Origin of the sequence: Mycobacterium sp. NPDC050441 (assembly GCF_040655355.1) — a bacterium.
Classification (GTDB): Bacteria; Actinomycetota; Actinomycetes; order Mycobacteriales; family Mycobacteriaceae; genus Mycobacterium.
The window spans coordinates 46,244-71,349 of record NZ_JBFAJS010000001.1; the positions used below are offsets into that span (position 1 = coordinate 46,244).

At 66.4% G+C, this 25,106-nt stretch carries 27 protein-coding genes; 11 read left to right on the top strand and 16 right to left on the bottom strand.

Translation table 11 applies throughout. The features are described 5' to 3' along the window. Window positions 1–14: 14 nt before the first annotated feature. The 3 genes from AB0I14_RS00285 to AB0I14_RS00295 all read right to left on the bottom strand — a co-directional run bounded on the left by AB0I14_RS00285 (window position 15) and on the right by AB0I14_RS00295 (window position 3,250). Window positions 15–524: a YbjN domain-containing protein gene (locus AB0I14_RS00285; protein ID WP_358014188.1), complete on the bottom strand. Its 510-nt coding sequence runs from the start codon at window positions 522–524 to the stop codon at window positions 15–17. A 61-nt stretch (window positions 525–585) separates the two neighbouring features. After that, complete coding sequence (mshA, locus tag AB0I14_RS00290; RefSeq protein WP_358014191.1) at window positions 586–1,890, bottom strand: D-inositol-3-phosphate glycosyltransferase; 1,305 nt, start codon at window positions 1,888–1,890, stop codon at window positions 586–588. A gap of 10 nt (window positions 1,891–1,900) precedes the next feature. Continuing rightward, on the bottom strand, window positions 1,901–3,250 hold the full coding sequence (locus AB0I14_RS00295; protein ID WP_358014194.1) for an ROK family protein: 1,350 nt from the start codon (window positions 3,248–3,250) through the stop codon (window positions 1,901–1,903). A 190-nt stretch (window positions 3,251–3,440) separates the two neighbouring features. On the opposite strand from AB0I14_RS00295, the gene AB0I14_RS00300 reads away from it, so the two are divergent. After that, entirely contained in the window at window positions 3,441–4,187 is a 747-nt protein-coding gene (locus AB0I14_RS00300; RefSeq protein ID WP_358014197.1) for an SDR family oxidoreductase, read from the top strand. 73 nt (window positions 4,188–4,260) lie between these two features. On the opposite strand, the gene AB0I14_RS00305 is transcribed toward AB0I14_RS00300, so the two are convergent. After that, window positions 4,261–5,589 (bottom strand): Ig-like domain-containing protein, encoded by a 1,329-nt coding sequence (locus AB0I14_RS00305; RefSeq protein ID WP_358014200.1) that lies wholly within the window; start codon window positions 5,587–5,589, stop codon window positions 4,261–4,263. Window positions 5,590–5,595: 6 nt separating this feature from the next. Further along, window positions 5,596–6,687, bottom strand: a complete 1,092-nt coding sequence (locus AB0I14_RS00310; protein WP_358014202.1) for a UDP-N-acetylmuramate dehydrogenase — start codon at window positions 6,685–6,687, stop codon at window positions 5,596–5,598. Window positions 6,688–6,713: 26 nt separating this feature from the next. Between AB0I14_RS00310 and AB0I14_RS00315 the strand changes: the two genes are divergently transcribed. The 5 genes from AB0I14_RS00315 to AB0I14_RS00335 are packed head-to-tail and all read left to right on the top strand — an operon-like array spanning window position 6,714 to window position 10,245. Then, complete coding sequence (locus tag AB0I14_RS00315; protein WP_358014205.1) at window positions 6,714–7,220, top strand: DUF2505 domain-containing protein; 507 nt, start codon at window positions 6,714–6,716, stop codon at window positions 7,218–7,220. A 23-nt stretch (window positions 7,221–7,243) separates the two neighbouring features. Further along, window positions 7,244–7,756, top strand: coding sequence for a DUF2505 domain-containing protein (locus AB0I14_RS00320; protein ID WP_358014208.1), 513 nt, complete (start codon window positions 7,244–7,246; stop codon window positions 7,754–7,756). Next, on the top strand, window positions 7,731–8,537 hold the full coding sequence (locus tag AB0I14_RS00325) for a class I SAM-dependent methyltransferase (RefSeq protein WP_358016647.1): 807 nt from the start codon (window positions 7,731–7,733) through the stop codon (window positions 8,535–8,537). The genes AB0I14_RS00320 and AB0I14_RS00325 overlap by 26 nt, the downstream gene beginning before the upstream one ends. 5 nt (window positions 8,538–8,542) lie before the next feature. After that, the gene (locus tag AB0I14_RS00330; protein ID WP_358014211.1) at window positions 8,543–9,358 is read left to right on the top strand and encodes a carbon-nitrogen hydrolase family protein; all 816 of its coding nucleotides are present in this window, start codon (window positions 8,543–8,545) and stop codon (window positions 9,356–9,358) included. Further along, a complete protein-coding gene (locus tag AB0I14_RS00335; protein WP_358014214.1) occupies window positions 9,355–10,245 on the top strand; it encodes a DUF2993 domain-containing protein in 891 nt (296 codons plus the stop codon). The genes AB0I14_RS00330 and AB0I14_RS00335 overlap by 4 nt, the downstream gene beginning before the upstream one ends. A gap of 80 nt (window positions 10,246–10,325) precedes the next feature. On the opposite strand, the gene deoC is transcribed toward AB0I14_RS00335, so the two are convergent. The 6 genes from deoC to AB0I14_RS00365 form a co-directional block, all read right to left on the bottom strand. Then, the gene (deoC, locus tag AB0I14_RS00340) at window positions 10,326–11,006 is read right to left on the bottom strand and encodes a deoxyribose-phosphate aldolase (RefSeq protein WP_358014217.1); all 681 of its coding nucleotides are present in this window, start codon (window positions 11,004–11,006) and stop codon (window positions 10,326–10,328) included. Beyond that, window positions 11,006–11,422, bottom strand: coding sequence for a DUF2599 domain-containing protein (locus tag AB0I14_RS00345; protein ID WP_358014220.1), 417 nt, complete (start codon window positions 11,420–11,422; stop codon window positions 11,006–11,008). Before AB0I14_RS00345 ends, deoC begins: the two co-directional genes overlap by 1 nt. Window positions 11,423–11,426: 4 nt before the next feature. After that, window positions 11,427–11,711: a DUF2516 family protein gene (locus AB0I14_RS00350; RefSeq protein ID WP_358014222.1), complete on the bottom strand. Its 285-nt coding sequence runs from the start codon at window positions 11,709–11,711 to the stop codon at window positions 11,427–11,429. A 72-nt stretch (window positions 11,712–11,783) separates the two neighbouring features. After that, on the bottom strand, window positions 11,784–12,422 hold the full coding sequence (locus AB0I14_RS00355) for a heparin-binding hemagglutinin (RefSeq protein ID WP_358014225.1): 639 nt from the start codon (window positions 12,420–12,422) through the stop codon (window positions 11,784–11,786). Between the two features lie 60 nt (window positions 12,423–12,482). Beyond that, window positions 12,483–12,887, bottom strand: coding sequence for a helix-turn-helix transcriptional regulator (locus AB0I14_RS00360; RefSeq protein ID WP_358014228.1), 405 nt, complete (start codon window positions 12,885–12,887; stop codon window positions 12,483–12,485). An 89-nt stretch (window positions 12,888–12,976) separates the two neighbouring features. Continuing rightward, window positions 12,977–14,305 (bottom strand): DUF445 domain-containing protein, encoded by a 1,329-nt coding sequence (locus AB0I14_RS00365; protein WP_358014231.1) that lies wholly within the window; start codon window positions 14,303–14,305, stop codon window positions 12,977–12,979. Between the two features lie 106 nt (window positions 14,306–14,411). Between AB0I14_RS00365 and AB0I14_RS00370 the strand changes: the two genes are divergently transcribed. From AB0I14_RS00370 to AB0I14_RS00380, 3 genes are all read left to right on the top strand, one after another. Beyond that, on the top strand, window positions 14,412–15,116 hold the full coding sequence (locus AB0I14_RS00370; protein WP_358014234.1) for a TetR/AcrR family transcriptional regulator: 705 nt from the start codon (window positions 14,412–14,414) through the stop codon (window positions 15,114–15,116). Window positions 15,117–15,120: 4 nt separating this feature from the next. Next, entirely contained in the window at window positions 15,121–15,987 is an 867-nt protein-coding gene (locus AB0I14_RS00375) for a polyphosphate kinase 2 family protein (RefSeq protein WP_358014237.1), read from the top strand. Window positions 15,988–16,103: 116 nt separating this feature from the next. Further along, a complete protein-coding gene (locus tag AB0I14_RS00380) occupies window positions 16,104–16,988 on the top strand; it encodes a hypothetical protein (protein WP_358014240.1) in 885 nt (294 codons plus the stop codon). A gap of 59 nt (window positions 16,989–17,047) precedes the next feature. On the opposite strand, the gene AB0I14_RS00385 is transcribed toward AB0I14_RS00380, so the two are convergent. The 4 genes from AB0I14_RS00385 to AB0I14_RS00400 all read right to left on the bottom strand — a co-directional run bounded on the left by AB0I14_RS00385 (window position 17,048) and on the right by AB0I14_RS00400 (window position 21,516). Continuing rightward, complete coding sequence (locus AB0I14_RS00385; RefSeq protein WP_358014243.1) at window positions 17,048–17,923, bottom strand: cyclopropane mycolic acid synthase family methyltransferase; 876 nt, start codon at window positions 17,921–17,923, stop codon at window positions 17,048–17,050. 151 nt (window positions 17,924–18,074) lie between these two features. Continuing rightward, window positions 18,075–18,935, bottom strand: a complete 861-nt coding sequence (locus AB0I14_RS00390; RefSeq protein ID WP_358014246.1) for a 3-hydroxybutyryl-CoA dehydrogenase — start codon at window positions 18,933–18,935, stop codon at window positions 18,075–18,077. Between the two features lie 209 nt (window positions 18,936–19,144). Beyond that, window positions 19,145–20,431, bottom strand: a complete 1,287-nt coding sequence (gene aceA / locus AB0I14_RS00395; RefSeq protein WP_358014249.1) for an isocitrate lyase — start codon at window positions 20,429–20,431, stop codon at window positions 19,145–19,147. Between the two features lie 263 nt (window positions 20,432–20,694). Then, the gene (locus AB0I14_RS00400; protein WP_358014252.1) at window positions 20,695–21,516 is read right to left on the bottom strand and encodes an acyl-[acyl-carrier-protein] thioesterase; all 822 of its coding nucleotides are present in this window, start codon (window positions 21,514–21,516) and stop codon (window positions 20,695–20,697) included. Window positions 21,517–21,637: 121 nt separating this feature from the next. Between AB0I14_RS00400 and ramB the strand changes: the two genes are divergently transcribed. Both ramB and AB0I14_RS00410 read left to right on the top strand, forming a co-directional pair. Further along, on the top strand, window positions 21,638–23,053 hold the full coding sequence (gene ramB, locus AB0I14_RS00405) for an acetate metabolism transcriptional regulator RamB (RefSeq protein ID WP_358014255.1): 1,416 nt from the start codon (window positions 21,638–21,640) through the stop codon (window positions 23,051–23,053). A gap of 119 nt (window positions 23,054–23,172) precedes the next feature. Continuing rightward, entirely contained in the window at window positions 23,173–23,724 is a 552-nt protein-coding gene (locus tag AB0I14_RS00410) for a carboxymuconolactone decarboxylase family protein (RefSeq protein ID WP_358014257.1), read from the top strand. A gap of 11 nt (window positions 23,725–23,735) precedes the next feature. On the opposite strand, the gene AB0I14_RS00415 is transcribed toward AB0I14_RS00410, so the two are convergent. Further along, entirely contained in the window at window positions 23,736–25,085 is a 1,350-nt protein-coding gene (locus tag AB0I14_RS00415) for an MFS transporter (RefSeq protein ID WP_358014260.1), read from the bottom strand. Window positions 25,086–25,106: the final 21 nt, after the last annotated feature.

Consider the following 25,106-nt stretch of genomic DNA (forward strand, 5'->3'; position numbering starts at 1 on the left):
TTCTCACGAACGCTTCAGTCGTCGATCAGACGCTCGTCGATCAAATGTTCAAAGGCCTTGAGGTTCTTGAGCGACTCACCGCGGGAGACCCGCCACTCCCACTCCTTCTGGATCGACGAGCGGAAACCCAGTTCCAGCAAGGTGTTGAAGTCCGAATCGACGGCTTCGAGGACCTGCCCGAGCACCCGGTCGATCTCGTCGGCGGTGACCGCCTCCAGCGACATCCGGCCGACGAGGTAGATGTCGCCGACGTTGTCGAGGGTGTAGGCGACGCCGTAGAGCCTGCGGTTGCGCTTGAGCAGGAACCGGTAGACACCTTCGAAGTTCTCGTCGGGCCTGCGGCACACGAATGCCTCGACCCGCACCGAGTGCTCGCCGATGCTCAGGATGGTGTTGGTCTTGAGCTTGCGCTCCCCCGGCAGCTCGACGACGAGGCCGGGCAGCCCGCCGTGGGCGCCCTCGTGCCGGTGGTAGACGAGGTCGTGCTCGTCGAGGGTGTCGATGATGGTCTGTTCGACGCTCATGCGGCTCCCTCGCAGGCTCGGTTACCGCATTCCGTGCCGATGATTCGCTCGCAAGCTTCGCTCATGTCCGCACCCCACGACGCAGCGCGAACCGCCGCCCCGGGCGGCGGTTCGACGGCCTGCGGTGCCGGGACCGGTAGTCGCTCATCGCATGGGCGTAGCTGTTCAGCAGGTCATCGACGGTGTGCGCCCAGGAGAACTGCGCGGCGTGGGCCGCGGCGGCCACCCGCAACGGACCCGGATCACGCTGCAGCACGTCGTCGATCGCGGCCGCCCAGTCGTCGACGTCGTGCCCGTCGACCAGGGCGCCGCTGACACCGTCTGCCACCGCGACCGGCAGACCGCCGACCGCGGCCGCCACCACCGGCGTCCCGCAGGCCTGGGCCTCGATCGCGACCAGGCCGAAGGATTCGGAGTAACTGGGCACCGCGACCAGATCGGCGGCGCGGTACACGTTGACCAACTGTTCGCGGGACTGCGGCGGCAGGAACGTCACGCGGTCGGTGATACCGAGTTCATCGGCCAGGCGGACCAGGGTGTCGGGCTCGGCCAGGCCACTGCCCGACGGCCCACCGGCGACCAGCACCCGGACGCCGGGCAGTTTGGCGGCGGCACGCAACAGCACGTCGGGCGCCTTGAGCGGCTGGATCCGGCCCACGAACGCGACCACCTGCTCGCGCGGCGCAATACCGAGCACTGCGCGTGCCGCGTCGCGATCACCGGGGGTGAAGGCATCCAGATCCACTCCGGGATGCACCACATCGATCCGCTCCGGATCGGCTTGGTGAAGCGAAACCAGTTGCTGTGCCTCATGTTCGGTGTTCACGATGAGACGATCGGCCTCGTCGACCACCTGCTGCTCCCCCACGGCACGCAGCGGCGGCTCGGGCGAATCACCGGCGGCCAGTGCGGCGTTCTTCACCGCGGCCAGGGTGTGCGCGGTGTGCACGAGTGGCACCGCCCAGCGGTCCCGGGCCAGCCAGCCGACCTGACCGGACAGCCAGTAGTGCGAGTGGACGACGTCGTAATAGCCGGGCTCGTGGGTCGCCTCGGCACGCAACACCCCCGCGGTGAACGCGCACAGCTGGGTGGGCAGGTCGTACTTGTCCAGGCCCTCGAACGGCCCGGCCACCACGTTGCGCACCAACACCCCGGGCGCCACCTGCACCACCGGGGCGTCCGACGACGAGGTGGCCCTGGTGAAAACCTCCACCTCGACGCCGCGGCGGGCCAGCTGCAACGCGGTCTGCAGCACGTAGACATTCATCCCGCCGGCGTCACCGGTACCCGGCTGCGCCAGCGGCGAGGTGTGTACGGATATCACCGCAACGCGGCGGGGAATCTCGAGGTCTGTGGCTAGACGCACACAGACATGTCTACACCGCCGCCGATCGACGAGTTTGGGCACGCCGCATGGCGCCGATCGGATCCGCATACAGGCCGCCCAGCGAAACGATGCCGGCACTGGCTTCCTGAACCCGGTTGCCGAACGCCGTCAGCCGGATATCTCGGGGCCCCAGCACCGAACGGCGCGTGACGGCGTCCTCCACGACGGGCAGGCCTTCGGGGTATTCGGTGAAGGCCTGGCCCCCGAGCACCAGATCGTCGGGGTTGAGCAGATCGCGCAGCAACGCGACGGCCTCGCCGAGCACCCGGGCCCGATCGGCCAGCAGCTCGACCGCCTTCTCGTTCCCCTGCCGGGCTGCGCGCAGCACCGTCGACAGCGTCGAGGACGGCCCTTCGGCCGGGATGATCCGCAGCTTGCGGGCCGCGTTGAGCACCGCTTCGTCACTCACGGTGGACTCCAATTGCCCAGAGCCTCCGAGCAATTCAGATTGCGCGGGCAGCCCTGCGATGGTGCCGGGCCCGCTGGCCGGGGAGTGCACGCGGCCGTCGATCGACAGCGCGTAGCCGACGGTCTCGCGGGCATAGACGTAGAGGCTGGTCCGCGCCGGAGCACCGACGGCCTCCGGGGAAGACCGGCGTCCCCCCAACAGCAGTTCGGCACCGGCCATCGCATCCACGTGCGAGGCGACCGACACCGGCAGCGCCAGCGCTTCGGCGAGCACCGGGCCCACCGGGGCATCGGCCCACCCCAGCCGCGGGTGATCGAGATACCCCGTGGCACCGTCGACGACGCCACCGGCGGCCACCCCGACCCACAGCGGGCGGCGACGGTGCCAGCGGCTCAGGTACCGGCGCGCGCTGGAGGCCAACGTGGCCAACGCCGCGGACTGGGATCCCGATGGGGTCGGCGTCTCGACCACGTCGAGGGTGCGACCGAACAGGTCGGTGGCCACGATGCTGGTGGTGCGCGCACCGATGTGGATACCGAGTGTGAGGTAGGGCTCGTGGTTGACCTCGACCGGCACGCGGGGCCGTCCGATGGCCCCGGAAACCGCGAGATCGGCACGCTCACGCAGGATTCCGGCGTCGAGTAGTGCGGTGACCTGACGGTTGACGGTCGCGATGCTCAACTGCGTGAGCTGTGCGATGGCATCCCGGGCGATCGGCCCACGGGTGCGGACGGCGCTGAAGACCGATGCCGCGGCAGCGTCGGGCACCTTCAGCGACGGGGCGACGATGTGCAACAGCCGCGACTGCGGGTAGCGCGAGGCGGCGGACAGCGGCCGGGCAGTCCGCGCGGAAGTGCCGGCCGAAGAGACGGACGAAGCCGGGGAGCTACTGGTGCGCTTCCGAAGGGGAGCGGCGATGGCGGTGGTCACGTGAATGGTCCTTACTGGAGGTCGGCTGGTGGGGTGGGACCACACCTGGCGACTCAGCAGGACGGGAAAACGGTGTCCGGGTTCAGTCAGGCGCGGCGGGGTGCGCAACAACAACACGCACGCCGCGCGAAGCGGGACTGGAGATTCCGGGACACACGAAGAACTTAGCACGCCATCTAAAGTTGGTCAGATGACGACACCACAGTCAGAAAAACGGGTGGCAGTGGTTACCGGCGCCAGCGCCGGAATCGGTGCCGCGACGGCCAGATCCCTTGCCGCCCTGGGCTTTCACGTAATCTGTGCGGCCCGCCGGGCCGATCGGGTCCAGGCGCTGGCCGAGGAGATCGGCGGGACCGCGATTGTGGCGGACGTCACCGACCAGGACGCGGTCGACGCCTTGGCGGCCCAGCTGGGCCGGGTGGATGTGCTGGTGAACAACGCCGGCGGGGCCCGGGGGCTGGAATCCGTCCTGGACGCTGACCTGGAACATTGGCAGTGGATGTGGGAAACCAACGTGCTCGGCACCCTGCGGGTCTCCCGGGCGCTGCTGCCCAAACTCATCGCCTCCGGCGACGGCCTGATCGTCACCGTCACCTCGATCGCGGCATTCGAAACCTATGACGGCGGCTCGGGCTACACCGCGGCCAAACACGCCCAGGGCGCCCTGCACCGCACGCTGCGCGGCGAACTTCTCGGAAAACCGGTGCGGCTCACCGAGATTGCCCCGGGCGCGGTGGAGACCGATTTCTCGTTGATGCGCTTCGAAGGTGATCGGGAACGCGCCGACAACGTGTACCGGGGCATCACCCCGTTGGTGGCCGAGGATGTCGCCGAGGTGATCGGGTTCGTCGCGTCACGGCCTTCACACGTCAACCTCGACCAGATCGTGATCCGTCCGCGCGATCAGGCCCCGCACGGGCGCTTCAACCGGAAGTAACGCTCACGAAAGTGACGCAACGGTCGTTGGCGCGAGGGCGCAACGACCATTGCGTTGTTTTCGGCGCAGAGGCTCAGCCGCCCGGGGTGGGCTTCGGCGGCGTGGTGGTCGTGGGCGTGCCGGACAGTGTCGGAGCGTCCGTCGGCGTCGCCGGGGCGGACGCAGGAAGATTCGTCGGCGAATCCTCCGAGGACAGCGCCGACATGGACTTCCACTCGTTCCAGTCCACCGCCCAGTCCCAGAGATCGCCGTCGGCATAGGACAGCTCGATCCGGGTGCCGGTCACCTCGACCGGGTCGCCGTACATCGCACTGTTGAAGTACTGCTGCGAGTTCTCCAGGTTCAGGTTGATGCAGCCGTTGGTCACGTTGGTGTTGCCCTGCGAACCGATGCTGTTGGGGTTGCAGTGGATGAACTCGCCGTTGTTGGAGATCCGCACCGCGAAGCGTTCGTGCACATTGCTGTACCCCGCGGCGGGGTTGGTCATCCAGAAGTCCTCGTACTTCTCGGTGACCACGTGGATGCCGCTGCGCGTGACGTTGCGGTCCAGATCGCCTTCGCCGTAGCTGCACGGGAAGTCCATGATCACCGCGCCGGATCCGTCGAGCACCTGGATGCGGTGGCTGGATGCCTCGGCCCTGACCACCTGGCGGCGCCCGATCTCGAAGTCGAGCGTCGAGTCGGCCCCACCATAGGCGCCGTCACCGAAGCTGACGCCGTACAGCGGCGCCTTGACGCTCACCTTGGTTCCGGTCGGGTAGTACTCCCGGGTCCGCCAGTGCACGCGCGAGCCCCCGGCCTCGTCGGGCAGCCACGCCCAGCTGCCCTCGACGGGCGGCGTGGTGGTGACCTGAAGAGCTTTTTCGACGGTCGCCCGGTACTTGTCGTCGATCGCGGCGTCGAACTGCAGGATGACCGGCGCGGCCACGCCGACAACCTGGCCGTCGGCGAGCTGGAACTGACCGTTGACCTGTTTCTGCGGGGCGACGGTGGAGAACTTGCCCTGCACGGATTCGGCCTTGCCGTCCTGCCCCACCACGGCGCCTGCCCACGTGTAGGTGGATTCGTAGCCGAGGGGTTCGGTGACAGTGAACGCGGTGCGGTCACTGTTGAATTTGCCGGCGACGACCTTGCCGTTGGTATTCGTCAGGCTGACGCGCTGGAACACGCCGTTCTCGACCTTCACTCCGACCGGCGCCGTCGGCAGCACGTCCTCGGAGTCGGCGGCAGGCTCGTAGGTCACCGTCGGCGTCGCGGTCCGCTCGGCCTCAGGCGCGGATACCGACGATTCCCTCGAGCAGGCAGCCAGCAGTCCGGCTCCCATTCCAATGGTCAACACCGTCAGGGCACGCCGCCGATTGAACAACGGCGCATCGGCCTCTATATCACCGGCAGGGCTCACGTGGATCTAGGGTACTGATAGATCGCACCCAATCAGAATCGGTTCGGGGTGCAGCATGATCCCGAAGCGGTCCAAAACACCCGCCTGCACCGCCCTGGCCAGGGCAATCACATCGGCAGTGTTCGCCTCGCCACGATTGGTCAGAGCCAGCGCATGCTTGGTGGAAAGCCGCGCGGGAGCACCGTCACCCGGGTACCCCTTGCCGAACCCGGCATGCTCGACGAGCCAGCCTGCCGCGAGCTTGACCCCGTCGGGCGCGGGGTAATGAGGCACCTGTCCGGCCGCCGATTCCCGGGCAGCCTGGAACGTCGCCTGGACCCGCTCGAACTCGGCCTGCGACACCACGGGGTTGGTGAAGAACGACCCGACGCTCCAGGTGTCGTGGTCTTGCGCGTCGAGCACCATCCCTTTGCCGGCGCGCAACCGCAGCACGGTCTGGCGAACACGCATCGGGTCGGCACGCTCCCCCGGTTCGACACCCAGCGCGGTGGCCAGTTCGCGGTACCGCAGCGGTGCGCTGCGGCCCGCCCGATCAAGGGCGAACTCGACTTCGAGCACGATGACGGCATCGGAGTGTTTGAGGATGCTCGTGCGGTAGCCGAACTTGAGCTCTTCCGGTGCGGCCCAACCAACTTCACCCGTGCGCCGGTCGAGCAGGCGCACCCGGCTGATGGTGTCGGCGACCTCGGCCCCGTACGCACCCACGTTCTGCACCGGGGTGGCCCCGGCCGAACCCGGTATCCCGGAGAGGCATTCGAGCCCGCCCAGCCCGTGCTGCAGCGAGGCGACGACGACGTCGTCGAACACGGCGCCGGCCTCGGCGCGCACCAGGTCACCCTCAACCGTGATCGCGGTGTTGGCCACGCGCACCACGGTGAGGTCCGGCATGGTGTCGGACAGGTCGTCGGCCAGCACCACGTTGGATCCGCCGGCGAGCACCAGGATCGGATCGGACACCGCGCGCAGCACATCGATGAGCTGATCGGTACTGGCGCAGGTGAGCACCCTGCGCGCCACCGGACCGACCCGCAGAGTGGTCAGTGGGGCCAGCGCAACCGACTCGGCGACCGCGACACCGGCAACATACGAACTGACCACGGGCCGTAACGGTAGCCTGACCAGCTATGCCTCGATCATTCGACATGGCCACCGACTACGAAGGCAGCGTCGAACAGGTCCACCGGGCATTCGCTGACGAACGGTACTGGCGGGCCCGGCTGGCCGATTCCGGGGCCGACGCAACCACGCTCGACGCGCTGACCGTGACCGACGGCGGCGATATCAAGGCGGTCACCACGCAGATCCTGCGGGCAAGCCAACTGCCCGGCCTGGTGTCGCAGTTTCACCGCGGCGATCTGAAAATCCGGCGCGAGGAGCATTGGCAGCCGATCCGTGACGGCGCTTCCCACGGCACGGTGCAGGGCTCCGTCGCCGGGGCGCCGGTGTCCCTGTCCGGAACCACGACCCTTGCCACGACCGGCGGCGGGTCCCGGCTGTCGGTACACATCACGGTCGAGGTGAGGGTGCCGCTGGTCGGCGGCAAGATCGAGAGTTTCATCGGCGCGCAGTTGGTCGACCTGTTGACCGCCGAACAACGGTTCACGTCGGTGTGGATCACCGATCACGCCTGAACCCGGCGGTACCTTCGGTAGCCATGAGCCGATCCCGGCAGTCGACGATGTCGTTCGACGCACCCGCCGAAACGATCTACGCCGTGTACGCGAATGCCGAGTACTGGCAGGCCCTGATGGACCGGTACGACGACCTCACACCCGGAAAATCCGACATCACGGCCTTCAGCGCCGACGAGCGCGGAATCGCGGTCGAGTTCCGGCAGGTGCTGCCGCGCGCGGAGCTGCCCGCGATCCTGCGGTCGGTGATACCGCTCGACCTGGCCATCACCCGCAAGCAGTATTTCGGCCCCTTCGACCCGCACGGCGCGAACGGCCACTACGCCGCGTCGGTTTCGCATGCCCCGGGCCGGCTCGATGGCCGCTATGCGCTCACCGGGGTCGCCTCGGGCAGCCGGCTGCGGGCCGACAGCACGTGCAAGGTGCCGATGCCCCTGGTCGGGGGCAAGCTCGAAGATCTGGTCCTGCAGTCCGTAAACGACGTGTTCACCATCGAGGGGGCGTTCACCGCTGACTGGATCGCCGAGCACGTCTAGACCCGTCGGGGCGGTCACCCGCGGCACCACCGGGTACAACCGGCTGCGCCGCAGCGACCGTTGGCTGGTGCACTCGCCGCGGGTGCGCAGCGTGTTGCGGGCCGCCGCCGACCCGCTGGTGGTCGACCTCGGGTATGGCGCACTGCCGGTGACCACGCTCGAATTGGCCGCGCGGCTGCAATCGGTGCGCCCCGATGTGCGCGTCGTCGGCCTGGAGATCCACCCCGAACGCGTGGCCACCGCACGGGCGATGGCCGACGGCAGCGACGTGCAATTCGCCCTCGGCGGGTTCGAGTTGGCCGGGCTGCGTCCGGTGCTGGTGCGGGCGTTCAACGTGTTGCGTCAGTATCCGGCCGAGGCGGTGCCCGAGGCCTGGGCGACGATGACGCGCCAACTGGCCCCGGGCGGACTGATCGTCGACGGGACGTGCGACGAGCTGGGCCGCAGATGCTGCTGGGTGCTGCTGGACGCCGACGGGCCGGTGAGCCTCACCTTGGCGTGTGACCCGTTCAGCATCGAGCGCCCGTCGGATCTGGCCGAGCGGCTGCCCAAGGTGCTGATCCACCACAACGTCGAAGGACAGCCGATCCACGCGCTGCTCGGCGCGGCCGACCGGGCCTGGGCCAGCGCGGCCGGGCACGGAGTGTTCGGGCCGCGGGTGCGCTGGCGGGCCATGGTGGAGTTGTTGCGGGCCGAGGGCTACCCCGTCGCCGCACCGCGCCGCCGGTTGCGCGACGGGGTGCTCACAGTCCCGTGGACGACCATCGCGCCACTAAGCTGAACCGCATGCGAATTGCCCTGGCGCAGATCGCCACCGGCGCGGACCCGTCGTCGAATTTGGCGCTGGTCGACGAGTACACCCGGCGCGCCGCCGCTGACGGCGCCCGGTTGGTGTTGTTCCCCGAGGCCACGATGTGCCGGTTCGGGGTGCCGCTGGGCCCCGTCGCCGAAGACCTCGACGGACCGTGGGCGACGGCGGTGCGCGAGATCGCCGCGCAGGCCGGGGTCGTCGTGGTGGCCGGGATGTTCGCCCCCAGCCAGGACGGGCGGGTCACCAACACCCTGATCGCGACCGGTCCCGGGGTGGACGCGCACTACCACAAGATCCATCTCTACGACGCCTTCGGATTCGCCGAATCACGCACTGTGGCACCGGGTTTCGAGCCGGTGACCATCGATGTCGACGGGGTCACCGTCGGCCTGAGCACCTGCTACGACATCCGGTTCCCGGAGCTCTATGTGGAGCTGGCCCGTCGCGGCGCCCAGCTGATCACCGTGCACGCCTCCTGGGGATCCGGGCCCGGCAAGCTCGAGCAGTGGACCCTGCTGGCCAGGGCCCGGGCGCTGGACACCACCGGATTCATCGCCGCGGTGGACCAGGCCTATCCGGGCGATGAGATCGCCAAGGTCGGGCCGACGGGTGTCGGCGGCAGTCTGGTGACCTCCCCGACCGGTGAGGTTCTCGCCGCGGCCGACGCCGACCCGCAGTTGCTGGTCTTCGACGTCGACCTCGATGCCGCCAACCAGGTCCGGGACACCATCGCTGTGCTGCAGAACCGCTCACAGTTCGCTCAGTTCGGTAAGGCACAATCGCTGGGGTGACCGATCCCTGGGCTCGCCCAACCGACCAGTCCCCGCCAGCTCCTTCGGCGGAGCTGCCGCCGCAGCCGCCCTCACCCGATCAGCCTGAGCAGCCGGCATCCGACGCTCAGCAGCCGCCGCAGGACACGTCGGCACTGGCGAAGGTCAAGAAGCTGCTGTCGGATCCGTTGTCGGTGGTGCTGGTCTTCGTGATCGTGGTGGCCCTGGTCGCCGCCGGTGTGCTCGGCGGTGAGCTGTTTGCCCGCAGTCGTGCCGACAAGATCGTCGCCTCGATCGTGGAATGCATCGTGGAAGACGGCGCCACAGCATCGTTCGACCCGCTGCCGCCGTTCTTGATGCAGCACGTGACCGGGCACTACACCAACATCAACATCGAGACCGCGGGCAACCAGATCCGCAACGCCAAGGGCATGAAGGTCAAGCTGGGCATCGAGGACGTGCGGATCAAAGAGACCGCTGATGCCAGCGGCACCGTGGGCTCGTTGGTCGCCGACATCACGTGGAACACCGACGGCATCCGCCAGAGCGTGGCCGACATGGTCCAGCTGCCGTTCATCGGCTCGGCCATCTCGGATGTGCGGACCAACCCGTCCAACGGAACTATCGAACTCAAGGGCCTGCTCGGCACCATCACGGCCAAGCCCACGGTGGTCAACAAGGGCATCTCGCTGCAGATCGTCGACCTGAGCGCGATCGGCCTGTCCTGGCCGCGGGAGACCCTGCAGCCGATCCTGGACAAGTTCACCGCCCAGCTGACCGAGAACTACCCGATGGGGATCCACGCCGACAGCGTGCAGGTCACCGACAGCGGCGTGGTGGCGAAGTTCTCCACCACGAATGCGTCGATGCCCAAGGCCACCGAGGACCCCTGCTTCGACAAGCTCTAGGTTTTCCGCGCCGAGACTACGGTTTTTGCGGCTATCCAGCTCGATCGCATCAGAACCCGTAGTTTCGGCGGCCGCGTCGGTTAGCCGGTGAGGCCGTCGAGCACCGCTCTGGTGCCCGACAGGCCGAGCCGGGTGGCCCCGGCGTCGAGCATCGCCACGGCCGCCTCGGCGGTGCGGATGCCGCCGCTGGCCTTGACCCCGATGCCGTCACCCACCGCGCGCGCCATCAGCTCGACGGCGCGGGTGGAGGCGCCCCCGCTGGGGTGGAAGCCGGTGGAGGTCTTGACGAAGTCGGCCCCGGAGCCGACAGCGGCCCGGCAGACGTCCTGCAACAACGCCTCGCCGGCGAACTCCAGCAGCGCCGCGGACTCGACGATCACCTTGAGCGTGGCGCTGGGCGCGGCGGCGCGCACCGCGGCGATCTCTGCCGCGGTCGTATTGAGGTCGCCGGTCAGCGCGGTTCCGACATCGATCACCATGTCGATCTCCGAGGCGCCAGCCGTGACGGCCAGTTGCGACTCCCGGGCCTTGATCTCGGCCAGGTGCTTGCCCGACGGGAAGCCGGACACCGCGGCCACTGCCAGGCCGGACGGGGCGACCGCGGCCGCGGCGGCCACCAGCGTCGGCGACACGCATACCGAGAACACCCCGAGGTCGGCGCCCTCGGCCACCAGTTTCTCGACGTCGGCCACGGTGGCCTCCGGCTTGAGCAGGGTGTGGTCCACGAGGGCGGCTACCTGAGCACGGGTATAGCTGCCCATCAGAACGGTTCCTCGCTGCCGCCGGGATTGCACCCGCTGGCCAGCATCACCTCGGGGGCGACCTCGGGCCGCCACGGCTCCAGATTCCAGCTGGTCTTACCGGGTTCGGCGAGTTCGGCGAACGTCCAGTGGCACAGGAACTGCTCACGCATCCCGGGAAGGTCGGCATCCGGGGACAGGGCCAGCACCTCGGCCCAGGCCTGGTCGGCCTGCGCGGCGCTGCCCGGCTGGCGGGTCAGTGCCCGGGCGGTGTCGGTGGGATAGACGCGCAGGCTGGACAGGTCACCCCATTTGGCCCATTCGACGTGGTCGACGTAGACGTGGTCACCGGGGTCGGCGACCGAATTGGGGGCCCAGGTCAGTGCCGCGCCCAGCGCGAGGCATGCCGCGCCGAGCGCGGCCATTGGCGAACGCATCGGGTCAGTGCGACTTTCCCTGGATTTCGAGCAGTTTGGGCCGCACATCGACGAGGTAGACGCCGGTGGCGCAGGCCGCGATGACAGGGATGAACACACCACCCACCAGCAGTGTCAGCACCGCGCTCACGCCCAGGATGGCCAGCCATACCGGCTTGGTGAGCTTGCCGGTGGCGGTATAGGCATCCGGACGCTGCCGGGCCGCGTGCACGAAGGCGTACACGGCCACGAGAACGACCAGGTAGCCGAGTACGGAAATAATGACGCCCGCAAGGTTGGCAAGTTGCACCTCACCAGCCTATGCGGGCGTCATCGTCAGCGTCGACCGACGGGGCTCAGGCCCCGCCGATCAACACCGGTTCTACTTCTGGGTGACCTTCTTGGCCGGAGCGGCCGCGGTCTTCTTGGCGGCCGGGGTGGCAGCCTTCTTGGCCGGAGCAGCCGGGGCCTTCTTGGCCGGGGCGGCCTTCTTCGCGGGGGCGGCAGCAGGCGCTTCAGCCTTCTCGGCCTTCTTCGGCAGCTCGACGCCGACCAGCTTGGCGGCACGCTCGCCGACCGCGCGGGTCTGGGTCGCCACGGTGCCCAGGGCCTCCTGGGTCAGCTCGACGGCCTGGTCGGTGTAGCCCTCGACCCGGCTGGCGGCTTCTTCGATGGCCGGCTGGTTGCGCAGGCGCTCCAGTGCGGCCTCGCCGCGCTCGACCAGCTTGTTGTAGGTCGCGGTGGCCTGATCGGCGTAGCCCTCGGCGGCCTTGCGCAGCTCGTCGGAGTTCAGCTTCTCGCGCAGCTCACCGAACTGGGTCGGCAGCTCTTCCTGCAGCTTGTTCAGGCGGGCACGGCTCTCCTCGACGCGGGCCTCGGCATCGGTGCGCGCGCCTTCGGCACGCTCACGCAGGCTGGCGACGATCTCGTTGACCGTGGCCAGGGCCAGGTCGGCAGCGCCGACGGCGGCCAGCAGCGGGGCCTTGAGGTCTTCGATGGTGGGCTGAGTCTTCTCGGTCATGCGAATTCCTTTCTCAGGATGGCTTTTCGTGCGAATGGTTATCGGGCAGCTGGTGAGGTGTCAGTCAGTCGGATCAGATGTCTGCTCCTCACCTGCTTCGGCTTCGTTCTGCTGCCGGAACGATGTGTAGATATCGAGCAGCACCTGCTTCTGCCGCTCGGTGATCCCCACGTCGTTGACGATGGCGTCGCGGACCTCGCTGGGCTCGCTGGGCTCCAAGATCCCGGCGCGCACATAGAGGACTTCCGCGGACACCCGAAGTGCCTTCGCGATCTGGTTGAGCACGTCGGCGGAGGGTTTCCGCAATCCCCGTTCAATCTGGCTCAGGTAGGGATTGCTGACGCCGGCCTTCTCGGCCAGCTGCCGAACCGATACCTGCGCCGCCTCACGCTGGGCCCGGATGAAGCTTCCGATGTCCTGCGCAGCGCTGGAGACGACAGCCGCGAGATTTTCGTCTTGCGCCATGTCATTCCCCTCGTAGGCCGTGTATCCGTTAACGACAAAATTCACGCTACGACGGGGTGCTAACTTTTGCAAGCACTAGTTAGCGCAGGTCAGAAGAGTAGTTGGGCTATCGAGTAGATGATCAGGCCCGCCAACGAGCCCACCACAGTGCCGTTGATCCGAATAAATTGCAGGTCACGGCCCACATGGAGCTCGATCCGGCGGCTCGCCTCGTCGGCATCCCAGCGTTCGATGGTCTCGGTGATGATTGCTGTGATCTCGGTCCCATACTCGGCGACCAGGTGTTTTGCCCCCCGAACGATCCAGCTGTCGACCTTGTCGCGTAGCTCGGCATCGTCGCGCAGCGACTCCCCGATGCGCATCACCGAGTCGGCGATCCGGGTGCGCAGCGCCGACGACGGATCGTCCACCGACTCCAGGATGATCCGCTTGGCCGCCGCCCACGCGGTCTCGGCCGCCCGCGCCACCTCGTCGCGGCCCATGATCTGTTCCTTGACGTTCTCGGCGCGCTGAATCGTCGCCTCGTCGTTCTGCAGGTCGTCGGCGAACTCGAACAGGAACCGGGTGGCCGAGCGGCGCAGCTCGTGGTCGGGGTTGCGGCGCACCTTGTCGGTGAAGTCCATCAGCTCCCGGTGGATCCGGTCACCGACCAGGTGGTCCATCCAGCGCGGCGACCAGGTCGGCGAATCCCGCTCGATCACGCGCTCGATCACCTCACCGGAGTTCAGCGACCACTGGAACGCCCGGTCGCACAACAGCTGGATCAGCGCTTCCTGACGGCCCTCCTGGAGCAGTGTGGAGAGCACCCGGCCGATCGGCGGGCCCCATTTGGGCTCGGCGATTCGCTTGACGATCATCCGGTCCAGTACGTGCTGGACGTCCTCGTCGCGCAGCATCTCGACCCCGACCCGCAGCACCGTCGACGCCTCGGCGGCCACCCGCTCGGCATGCGGACGGTCACACAGCCACTTGCCCAACCGGCCCGCCACCTGGGCATCGTGCAGTTTGGTCGCGATCACCTCGGGAGACATGAAGTTCTCCCGGACGAACGTGCCCAACCCCTCGCCCAGCTGGTCCTTCTTGCGCTTGATGATGGCCGTGTGCGGAATCGGCAGACCCAGCGGATGCTTGAACAACGCGGTCACCGCGAACCAGTCGGCAAGCGCGCCGACCATGCCCGCCTCGGCCGCCGCGCGCACATACCCAACCCAGCCGGCCGCTCCCCGCGACTGCGCCCACGTGCACAAAAGGAAGATCACGGTGGCGCCGACCAGGAAGCTCAGCGCTACCAGCTTCATTGTCCGCAAACCCCGTATGCGTTCGGCATCGGCAGCGCTGTCCGCACCGGCCAGCGTCTCGGCAAAACTTTGCCGCGGGCCCGGATTCGCGCGGACTCCCGCGTCGGTTCGATGTGCCACGTTTCCATCTTGCGCTATCGCCGCGACTGAAGGCCTGACCCTCAAGCCGGTATCCGCAGATTCGCCGTAGTATCAAGTGGAACTAGGGAATGGGACTACTGCGACAGTGGCACAGCAGACTCCGCCGGTGACGGTGAAGACCGATGGACGCAAGCGGCGCTGGCACCAGCACAAGGTGGAGCGCCGCAATGAATTGGTAGACGGCACCCTGGAAGCGATCCGGCGCCTGGGCAGCAACGTCAGTATGGACGAGATCGCTGCCGAGATCGGCGTGTCCAAGACCGTGCTGTACCGCTATTTCGTCGACAAGAACGACCTCACCACCGCAGTGATGATGCGGTTCGCCCAGACCACCCTGATCCCGAACATGGCTGCCGCCCTGTCCTCGAACCTCGACGGATTCGACCTGACCCGCGAGATCATCAAGGTCTACGTGGAAACCGTTGCGGCCGAACCGGAACCGTATCGCTTCGTGATGGCCAACAACTCGGCCAGCAAGAGCAAGGCCGTCGCCGATTCCGAGCAGATCATCGCGCGCATGCTCGCCGTGATGCTGCGCCGCCGGATGGCCCAGGCCGGCATGGACACCCGCGGCGCCGAGGCGTGGGCGTTCCACACCGTCGGTGGGGTCCAGCTGGCCACCCACTCGTGGATGTCGAACCCGCGAATGACCGCCGATGACCTGATCGACTACCTGACCATGCTGTCCTGGAACGCGCTGTGCGGCATCGTCGAAGTCGGCGGCTCGCTGGATAAGTTCAACTCACTGCCACACCCATCACCGGTTTTGCCGCCACAACTGCTTGACTGATCGGGTGACCGACAAGGACCTGCCTGCGCTGTGGACCCACGAACCACACGATCAACTGGTTTTTCGTCCAGGCGACCAGGTTGCGCGCATCGACGCCAACAGCACTCCGGGATTCCGCGGCAACAAGAGCGATGCGCCTACCCTGCAGACCGAGCGCAATCTGAGGTTGGCCTCGCTGCAGGAAATGCTCTACGCCCGCTCCAAGAGCGGTGACGACAACCGCTCGATTCTGCTGATCCTTCAGGGCATGGACACCGCCGGCAAGGGCGGAATCGTCAAACATGTTGTGGGAGCGGCAAATCCGCAAGGCATCCGGTACACCAGCTTCGGCAAGCCGACCGAGGAGGAGCGGGCCCACCACTATCTGTGGCGGATTCGCAACGCCCTTCCGCCGGCCGGGCACATCGGGGTGTTCGACCGTTCGCACTACGAGGACGTGCTGATCGTCCGCGTGCACAACCTAGTACCGCCGGATGTCTGGGGCGCCCGCTACGACGAGATCAACGCCTTCGAACGCGAGTTGGTCGATTCCGGCACCACCCTGGTGAAGGTGGCCATGTTCGTCTCACTCGCCGAGCAGAAGGCGCGGCTGGCCGAGCGGCTCGAACGGCCCGACAAGTACTGGAAATACAACCCGGCCGACATCGACGAGCGGCTGCTGTGGCCCAAGTACCAGGAGGCCTACCAGGCCATGCTGGAGAAGACGTCGACCGACTACGCGCCGTGGCACATCGTGCCGTGCGACAAGAAGTGGTACAGCCGGCTCGCCATCACCGAACTGCTCATCGAGGCACTCAAAGGCCTCAACATGTCGTGGCCGCCGGCAGACTTCGACGTCGAGGCGGAGAAGAAGCGGTTGGCTGACGCCTGATCTTGCGGCGATCGCGCCGACACTACGGTTAGTGACGGATTTCGCCGCTATTCCGCCATAACCCGTGGTCTCGGCGCGCGCGGGAACCGCTTGCCTGTGCCCCGCGTCCAATATCGGTGGGGCAGATCATCGTGGGCAGCGAGGCGATGGCGGCCGGATCCGTCACCCGTCAGATGTTGCGGTCCAAATATGTCATGGTGCACCAGAATGTTTATGCGCCAACAGGTTTGCTGCTGACTGCGCACGACCGGGCGATGGCCGCGTGGCTGTGGTCCGGGCGCAACGCCACGCTTGCCGGGTATTCGGCGGCGGCGGTCCTGGGCAGCAAATGGCTGCCAGAGTATGCGCCGGCCGAACTGTCCCGCATCCGCCAGCCCTCGCCGCCCGGGATCGTGATCCACACGGGCGTCATCGCCGACGACGAGCTTCTCATCGTCGGCGACATGACCTGCACCAGCGTCGCCCGTACCTGCTACGACATCGGGCGACGACAACGGCTCGACACCGCGATCATCCGGATCGACGCGCTGCTGAACGTCACCCACGTGGGCGTTGACCGGGTCGCGCGGATCGCCGAGCGCTATCCAGGCGCCCGAGGGATCCGTCGGCTACGTAGGGCACTCGACCTCGCCGACGCGGGAGCCGAATCCCCGCAGGAGACCCGGCTGCGCCTGGTGCTCATCCGGGATGGGCTGCCCCGGCCCGTCACGCAGATTCCGGTGGCCGACGAGTGGGGCCGGGTACGGCGGCGGATCGATATGGGTTGGCCGGAGTGGATGGTCGGCATTGAGTACGACGGAGATCAGCACTGGAGCAGTCCGGAAATCCACGAAAGCGATATCGAGCGCCTGGAGTTTCTGGCCGTACGGGGCTGGACGATAGTTCGGGTCAGTGCCCGTCAACTGCGTTATCGGCAGCCTGAGATCGTCGCCCGCGTCGGCAGCGCTCTCCGCAGAGCGGGCTACCCCGCAAAACACTCACGCCGAAACTACGGGTTGTGACGGATTCCGAGCGAAATCCATCAGAAACCGTAGTTTCGGCGTGATGTGAAAGAGCGAAACTACTTGACCAGCGTGAACTGGCCGATGTTGGTGATGCCGCGACGGAAGAAGTCGGCGCAGCCGGTCAGGTACTTCATGAACCGGTCGTACACTTCCTGACCCTGCAGGGCGATGGCCTCGTCCTTGGCCGCCTCCAGGTTGGCCGCCCACATGTCCAGCGTGCGCGCGTAATGCGGACGCAGCAGGTGGATGCGCTCCAGCTTGAAGCCCGAGCCGTCGGCGAGCTTCTCGATATCCTCGACCGCCGGCAGCTGCCCACCGGGGAAGATCTCCTCACCGATGAACTTCATGAACTTCAGGTCGCTGATCGTCAGCTTGATGTTGTTCTCACGGAAGAACTGCTGGGTGTGCGCCAGGATCGTGTGCAGCAGCATGCGGCCGCCGTTCTCCGGCAGGATGCTGTAGGCCCGCTCGAAGAAGATCGGGTAGCGCTCCTGCTTGAACGCCTCGAATGCGCCGATCGAGACGATGCGGTCGACGGGCTCGTTGAACTCTTCCCAGCCCTGCAACCGGATCTCGACGTTGCGGTTGGTGTCGACCTTGGCCAGCCGCTTGCGGGCATAGTCCGACTGTTCCTTGCTCAGCGTGATCCCGATGACGTTGACGTCGTGGTTGATCAGCGCACGCTCCAGGCAACCGCCCCAGCCGCAGCCGATGTCGAGCAGCGTCATACCCGGCTTGAGGTCGAGCTTGCCCAGCGCGAGGTCGAACTTGGCGTTCTGCGATTCCTCGAGGTTCATGTCCTCGCGCTCGTAGTAACCGCAGGTGTAGCCCATGGTCGGCCCGAGGAAGAGAGCGTAGAACTCATTCGAGATGTCGTAGATCGACTGCGACTCCTCGTAGTACGGAGCAAGATCGGACTCGACGTTAGACATACGAAAAATTACCTCTTTGCGTTTCTGCTGCTGACGACCATTGGTTTGGGGCCGACATATGTTCTTACATGCAGACTCTGTAGAGAGAGCCAGCAGGCCCTACTGTGGGTAGACTAGCTAAGCCTCGGCCATAGTGCCAGCGCGGCCCTTCTCAGTACTTGTAGAAGCCCTGGCCCGATTTCTTACCCAACTGTCCAGCCTCCACCATGCGCAACAGTAGCGGTGGCGCGGCGTACAAAGGCTCTTTGAACTCGTCAAACATCTTGTCGGCGATGAGCTTGAGGGTGTCCAATCCAACCAGATCGGACAGCCGCAGCGGCCCCATCGGGTGGGACAACCCGGCCACCACCGCTTTGTCGACATCTTCAATTGTGGCAAAGCCACCTTCGACCATCCGGACCGCCGCCAAGAGGTACGGAACCAGCAACGCGTTGACCACGAAACCGGACCGGTCAGAACAACGGACAACCTGTTTCCCGAGAACCGTGCCGGCGAATTCCTCGACGCGCGCGGCGGCGGCTTCTGCGGTCACGAGGGTGCTGACCAATTCGACCAACGGCAACACCGGAACCGGGTTGAAAAAGTGCAGGCCCAGCACCCTGGCAGGATTCTGAGTAGCTGCTGCGAGTTTCATGATCGGGATGCTCGAGGTGTTGGAGGCGAGCACCGCATCGGGGTCGGTGATGACTCGATCCAGGTCGGCGAAGATCTTCGCCTTGACGTTCTCGTCCTCGATCACAGCCTCGATGACCAACTGGCGGTCGGCCAGATCGTCGATCGTGGTGGTGAACTTCAGCTTGTCCAGCGCGGCGTCCTTCTCGCGCTCTGTGACCTTGCCTGCGCTGACCGCGCGCTCGAGCGATTTGGTGATGCGGTTGCGGCCCGCGGTGACCAGGGCGTCGGTGGTCTCGAACACCAGCACGTCGACGCCGGCACGCGCGGACACCTCGGCGATACCCGCGCCCATCTGGCCGGCACCGATCACACCTACACGTTCAATTTGATTGCTCACTGCTTCACTTTCTCAATACTCGAACACGCGACAGGCCCCGCCCAGGATTCTGAGCGGGGCCTGCGCTGTCAACCTTTGGCGGTCGAAGGCCTTAGCGGCTCCGGCTTATCGGTGCCACTTCCTCCTCGCGGCCCTGGGGGCAGCGCATCGTCAGTGACTCCGGCCTTTCGGTTCCACTTCCTCCTCGCGGCCCTGGGGGCAGCGCATCGTCAGTGGAACTGACCCTCTTCGGTGGAACCGGCCAGCGCGGTGGTCGAGCTGTTCGGGTCAACCGTGGTGGCGATGCGGTCGAAGTAGCCGGCGCCAACCTCACGCTGGTGCTTGGTGGCGGTGTAACCGCGCTCCTCGGCGGCGAACTCGCGCTCCTGCAGCTCGACGTAGGCCTTCATCTGCTCGCGGGCGTAGCCGTGAGCCAGGTCGAACATCGAGTAGTTGAGGGCGTGGAAACCGGCCAGGGTGATGAACTGGAACTTGAAGCCCATCGCGCCCAGCTCGCGCTGGAACTTGGCGATGGTGTCGTCGTCCAGGTGCTGGCGCCAGTTGAACGACGGCGAGCAGTTGTAGGACAGCATCTGGTCCGGGAACTCGGCCTTGACGCCTTCGGCGAACTTCTTGGCCAGCTCGAGGTCCGGGGTGCCGGTCTCCATCCAGATCAAGTCGGCGTACGGCGCGTAGGCCTTGGCGCGGGCGATGCACGGCTCCAGGCCGTTCTGCACCCGGTAGAAGCCCTCGTTGGTGCGCTCACCGGTGATGAACGGGCGGTCGCGCTCGTCTACATCGGAGGTGATCAGGGTGGCGGCCTCGGCGTCGGTGCGGGCGATGACCAGGGTGGGCACGTCGGCGACGTCAGCGGCCAGACGGGCCGAGGTCAGGGTGCGGATGTGCTGCTGGGTCGGGATCAGCACCTTGCCACCGAGGTGGCCGCACTTCTTCTCCGAGGCCAGCTGGTCCTCCCAGTGGGAACCGGCGACACCGGCGGCGATCATGGCCTTCTGGAGCTCGTAGACGTTGAGCGCACCACCGAAGCCGGCCTCACCGTCGGCGACGATCGGGGCGAGCCAGTTCTCGACCGAGGTGTCGCCCTCGACCTTGGCGATCTGGTCGGCACGCATCAGCGCGTTGTTGATGCGGCGGACAACCTGCGGCACCGAGTTGGCCGGGTAGAGGCTCTGGTCGGGGTAGGTGTGGCCGGACAGGTTGGCGTCACCGGCGACCTGCCAACCGGACAGGTAGATGGCCTTCAGGCCGGCGCGCACCTGCTGCACAGCCTGGTTGCCGGTCAACGCGCCCAGCGCGTTGACGAAGTCCATGTCGTGCAGCTGCTCCCACAGCACCTCGGCGCCGCGGCGGGCGAGGGTGTTCTCCTCGACGACGGAGCCCTGCAGGGCAACCACGTCGGCCGGGGTGTAGGTACGGGTGATGCCCTTCCAGCGGGGATTGTGATCCCAGTCGTGCTGGATCTGCTCCGGTGACTTGGGGGTGCCCACGGTCGACATAGGACTGCTCCTTCGGTTTGTTTCGACCGCTGCGCCGAGCCTCGTTACTTGCTAACGCCGCAGCAGCTTCACTGGTGTGCTAATCCGAAGATGGCACAACCTATATCCGCAGGTCCACCCGTTTCAGTTGCCAAGTTTCGCCAAAGCGCTTAGTTAACTTGCAAAGGTTGCGAAGAAATATGATGGCTGTACCGGTTCAGAAGCTACCGACGGGTAGCCCAAAGGCGCAGGTCAGTACGCTCGTACTGTTAAACCGGGCGGGGTCAGAGCGAGAACAGTGATGCGATCGCTTTTGTCTCGTCGCCGACGGCATATGTGAGCGTTCTAACAGTGCGGTCGGTGAGCTCTTCGCCGAATTTGTCGGTCGATCCGGCCGGGTGAACGTGCGACAGGATCTCGAGCTTCTCGCCCAGGGCCACCGCCGCATCGTGCTCGATGGTCACCCTCAGCGGCTTCTCCAGCAGCTCGGGATGCGAGTACAGGTAGTCCTCGACCACCGACCAGTACACGGAGTTGTTCATGTGGTCGAACAGGTCGATGTCGGACACCCGCACCGGGTACTCACGGATCTCGGCGGCGTCCTCACGACTGCCGGCCTTCAGATACGACTTCCAGCGCAACCGCGCCTCGTCGGTGGTGCGGCGCAGGCCCGACAGGAAGTCGTCGGAGATACGGGAGGGCCCCTGCGTCTCCCGGTTGATGTGGATCCAGAACGCCTCGGACTCCATCAGCCCGCCCTTGCGGCCGTCGATACGCACCCGCATCTCGCACCACCGGTTGGACGTTCCCGAACACCACCGCCGCATCCGCAGGATGTCGCCGCCCTCGATGGGCCGGATCAGGTCGATCATCGTGCGCCGCACGATCCACGCCGGATGGACGTCTTCGTAGCCCATCTCCCGCAGTTGGTCCTGACCGACGTCCTGGATGTGTCGGCAAGCGCCGTCGAATCGCAGTCGCCCGCCGCGGTCGACATCGGCCATCCGCAGGGGCCATTCGCGGTCGAAGACATCGGGATGGGGATCGGGCACCGGCATCATCACCTTGTTCAGCCCGGTGGTCGGATTCTGCGCGGTTCCCGTCATGGTCACATCTCCCAGTCGCTATCGCCTGAGCCGATCATGCCAGGCGGCCCGATACTGCCAGTAGTGGCTGAACTGCCAAGAATGCAAAGGTCGTCTTCACACCCTTGTTAGGCTGTTTGACGTGGCAAAAACGTTCGTCGGATCGCGGGTGCGGCAACTGCGGAGCGAGCGTGGATTCAGCCAGGCGGCACTGGCCCAGATGCTGGAGATCTCCCCCAGTTACCTCAATCAGATCGAGCACGACGTGCGGCCGCTCACCGTGGCGGTGCTGCTACGCATCACCGAGGTGTTCGGGGTGGACGCGACGTTCTTCGCCTCGCACGACGACACCCGGCTGGTCGCCGAGATGCGCGAGGTGGCGATGGACCGCGACCTCGGCGCCGACATGGATGTCGCCGAAGTCGCCGACATGGTGGCGGCCTACCCGAATTTCGCCCGGGCGATGGTCAATCTGCACCGTCGGTACCGGTTGACCACCACGCAATTGGCGGCCGCCACCGAAGACCGCTACTCCGACGGCAGCGGCAGCGGTTCGATCACCATGCCCCACGAGGAAGTGCGCGATTACTTCTACCAACGGCAGAACTATCTGCATGAGCTCGATACCGCCGCCGAGGATCTGACCGCCAAGATCCGGATGCACCGCGGTGATCTGGCCGGCGAGATGGCCAACAGGCTGACCGCCGAGCACGGGGTACGGATCGTGCGACGCATCGATCTGGGCGACACCGTGCTGCACCGCTACGACCCGGCCACCAAGACCCTGGAGATGGGCAATCATCTCTCCCGGGGCCAGCAGGTGTTCAAGATGGCCGCCGAACTGGCATTCCTGGAGTTCGGCGAACTCATCGACAAGATGGTCGACGAGGGCATGTTCACCAGCGACGAGTCCCGCACCCTGGCTCGGCTCGGGCTTGCCAACTACTTCGCCGCGGCGACGGTGCTCCCCTACCGCCAATTCCACGATGTCGCCGAGAACTTCCGCTATGACGTGGAGAGGCTGTCGGCGTTCTACTCGGTGAGCTACGAGACCATCGCACACCGGCTTTCCACCCTGCAGCGTCCGTCGATGCGTGGTGTGCCGTTCTCCTTCGTCCGGGTCGACCGCGCGGGAAACATGTCAAAACGGCAGTCCGCCACCGGATTTCACTTTTCGTCCTCTGGCGGCACCTGTCCGCTGTGGAACGTCTACGAGACATTCGGCAATCCCGGCAAGATCGGCGTGCAGATCGCCCAGATGCCCGACGGGCGCAACTACATGTGGGTGGCGCGCACCGTGGAGCGCCGCGCCTCGCGCTATGGGCAGCCCGGCAAGACCTTTGCCATCGGGCTGGGATGCGAACTGCGCCACGCGCATCGGCTGGTGTATTCCGAAGGGCTCGACCTCTCCGGCGAGGTGGCCACCCCCATCGGGTCGGGTTGCCGGGTGTGCGAACGGGACAACTGCCCGCAACGCGCGTTCCCGGCACTCGGTAAAGCCTTGGACCTCAACGAACACCGCTCCACGGTGTCGCCTTACCTGGTGCGCCAGCCGTAGTTCGCCGCGAACTACTCACCGTGTTTTCTACCCTGGGTCGTGGCGACAACCGATCGACAGCCCGGCCGTAGAAACCGGTGCGCTCACCCGGCCACCCCACCTGTGCCAGACTCGGCTGGGTGAGTGCACTCGAGCCGGCCCGCATCGCGCCGGGCGGATTCCGCGAGCTGGGCCCGGTCAACTGGGCCATCGCCAAGCTGGGCGCCAGGGCCATCCGGGCACCCCGGTTCACCCTGATGAACGTGCTGGGCCAGCACAAGCTGCTGTTCCTGGTCTGGCTGCCGTATTCCGGGCTGCTGCTCGGCCCGCTGGGCAAGCTGCCGCGTCAGGATGCCGAGCTGGTCATCCTTCGGGTGGGCCATCTGCGTGATTGTGAGTATGAGCTTCAGCAGCACCGCCGGCTGGCCCGTAGCCGCGGCGTCGACGCCGAAACCCAGGCCAGGATCTTCGAGGGTCCCGACGCGGAAGGACTCACCGACCGGCAGCGGGTGTTGGTCACCGCGACCGACGAGTTCGTCGTCACCCGGTCCGTCTCGGCGGAAACCTGGGCGGCGTTGTCGTCGCTGCTCACCAAGCAGCAGATCATCGAATTCTGCATGCTGGCAAGCCAATACGATGGCCTGGCCGCCACGATGACGACGCTGCGGATCCCGCTGGACTTCCCGGACTAGCCGTCACCGCATCAGTGGGTGCCGACCGATTCCCGCCGTGAGTTGGTCTTGACATTCGCCGCCTCGCTCAACGACCGTCCGGCCGTCTCCACACCCCAGGCCACCGTGACGGCCAACCCGACGAACGAGATCGCGGCACCGGCCAGCAGCACCCAGTTGACACCCTTGTCCAGGGCGAAGGGCATGAGGTAGACGGCCACGGCCGCACCGATCCGGCTGGCCGCCGTACCGATGCCGACAGCGGTGGCCCGGACCTCGGTCGGGAACAACTCGTTGGGATAGACGATCTCGAGGAAGTTCGACGCCCCGGACAGCAGAGCGAAGGCGCACACGGCGGTGAAGACGATCATCACCGGCAGCCCGGGTATCAGCCCCGCAATGCCCCAGATGATGCCGATGCCGGCGAAGGTGTAGATCAGCAGAGCCTTCCGGCCGATCCGGTCGACCAGGAACAGTCCCGGGATACCGCCGACCACGAACAGCGCGGCGAGGAATACCTCACCGCCGTTCCCGGTGATGCCGACCTCGCCCAGGATGTCGAACGAGAACGAGTAGATGGACAGCAGCGGGATCACCTGACACATCCAGAACAGGCTGACGAACAGCGTCCGCTTCAGGTACGGCGGCTTGAACACCGACCGCAAGGTCGCGCGTTCCGCCGGCTCCGGCTCACCGAGATCCTCTACCCCGTAGCCGGGTCCGAAGACCTGTTTGATGGATCGGTCGGCTTCCTCGACGCGGCCCTTGCTGATCAGCCAGCGCGGGGATTCCGGTGTCCCCAACCGGAGGACCAGCGTGACGAGGGCGAAAACGGCCGGGCTGGCCAGCATCCAGCGCCAGGCATCGTCGCCGGCGAAGCGGGTGCACACCATCGCCACGGCCGGGGCGACGGTGGCGCCGACGGCCCATACGACGAATGTCGCGCCGAGCATGCGGCCGCGGTATTTGGCGGGCAGGTATTCCGCGAGCAGCGAGGTCGCGATCGGATAGTCGGCGCCGATCGCCATGCCGATGAGGAATCTCAGCAGGATCAACTGCCAGACTTCGGTGGCGAACATGCAGCCCACTGAGAAGACCGCCAGGGCAAGCAGATCCAGGATGTACATCATGTGGCGGCCGACCTTGTCGGTCCCCCAGCCGAACAGGCCGCCGCCGACGAAGATGCCGACGAGGACCGCGGCGGCGATCAGCCCTTTGTCGGCGGTGGTGACGTTGAACGACGTGCTCATGGTGGCCCAGGTGAAGCCGATGATCGCAATGGCGTAGCCGTCGATGAACGGTCCGCCTGACGAGTACAGCGTCAGTTTCTTGTGGAATGCCGTCAGGGGCGCGTCATCGATCAGTCCACTGCTAGATGCCATTGGGTTCCCTGCGCCGAAGTG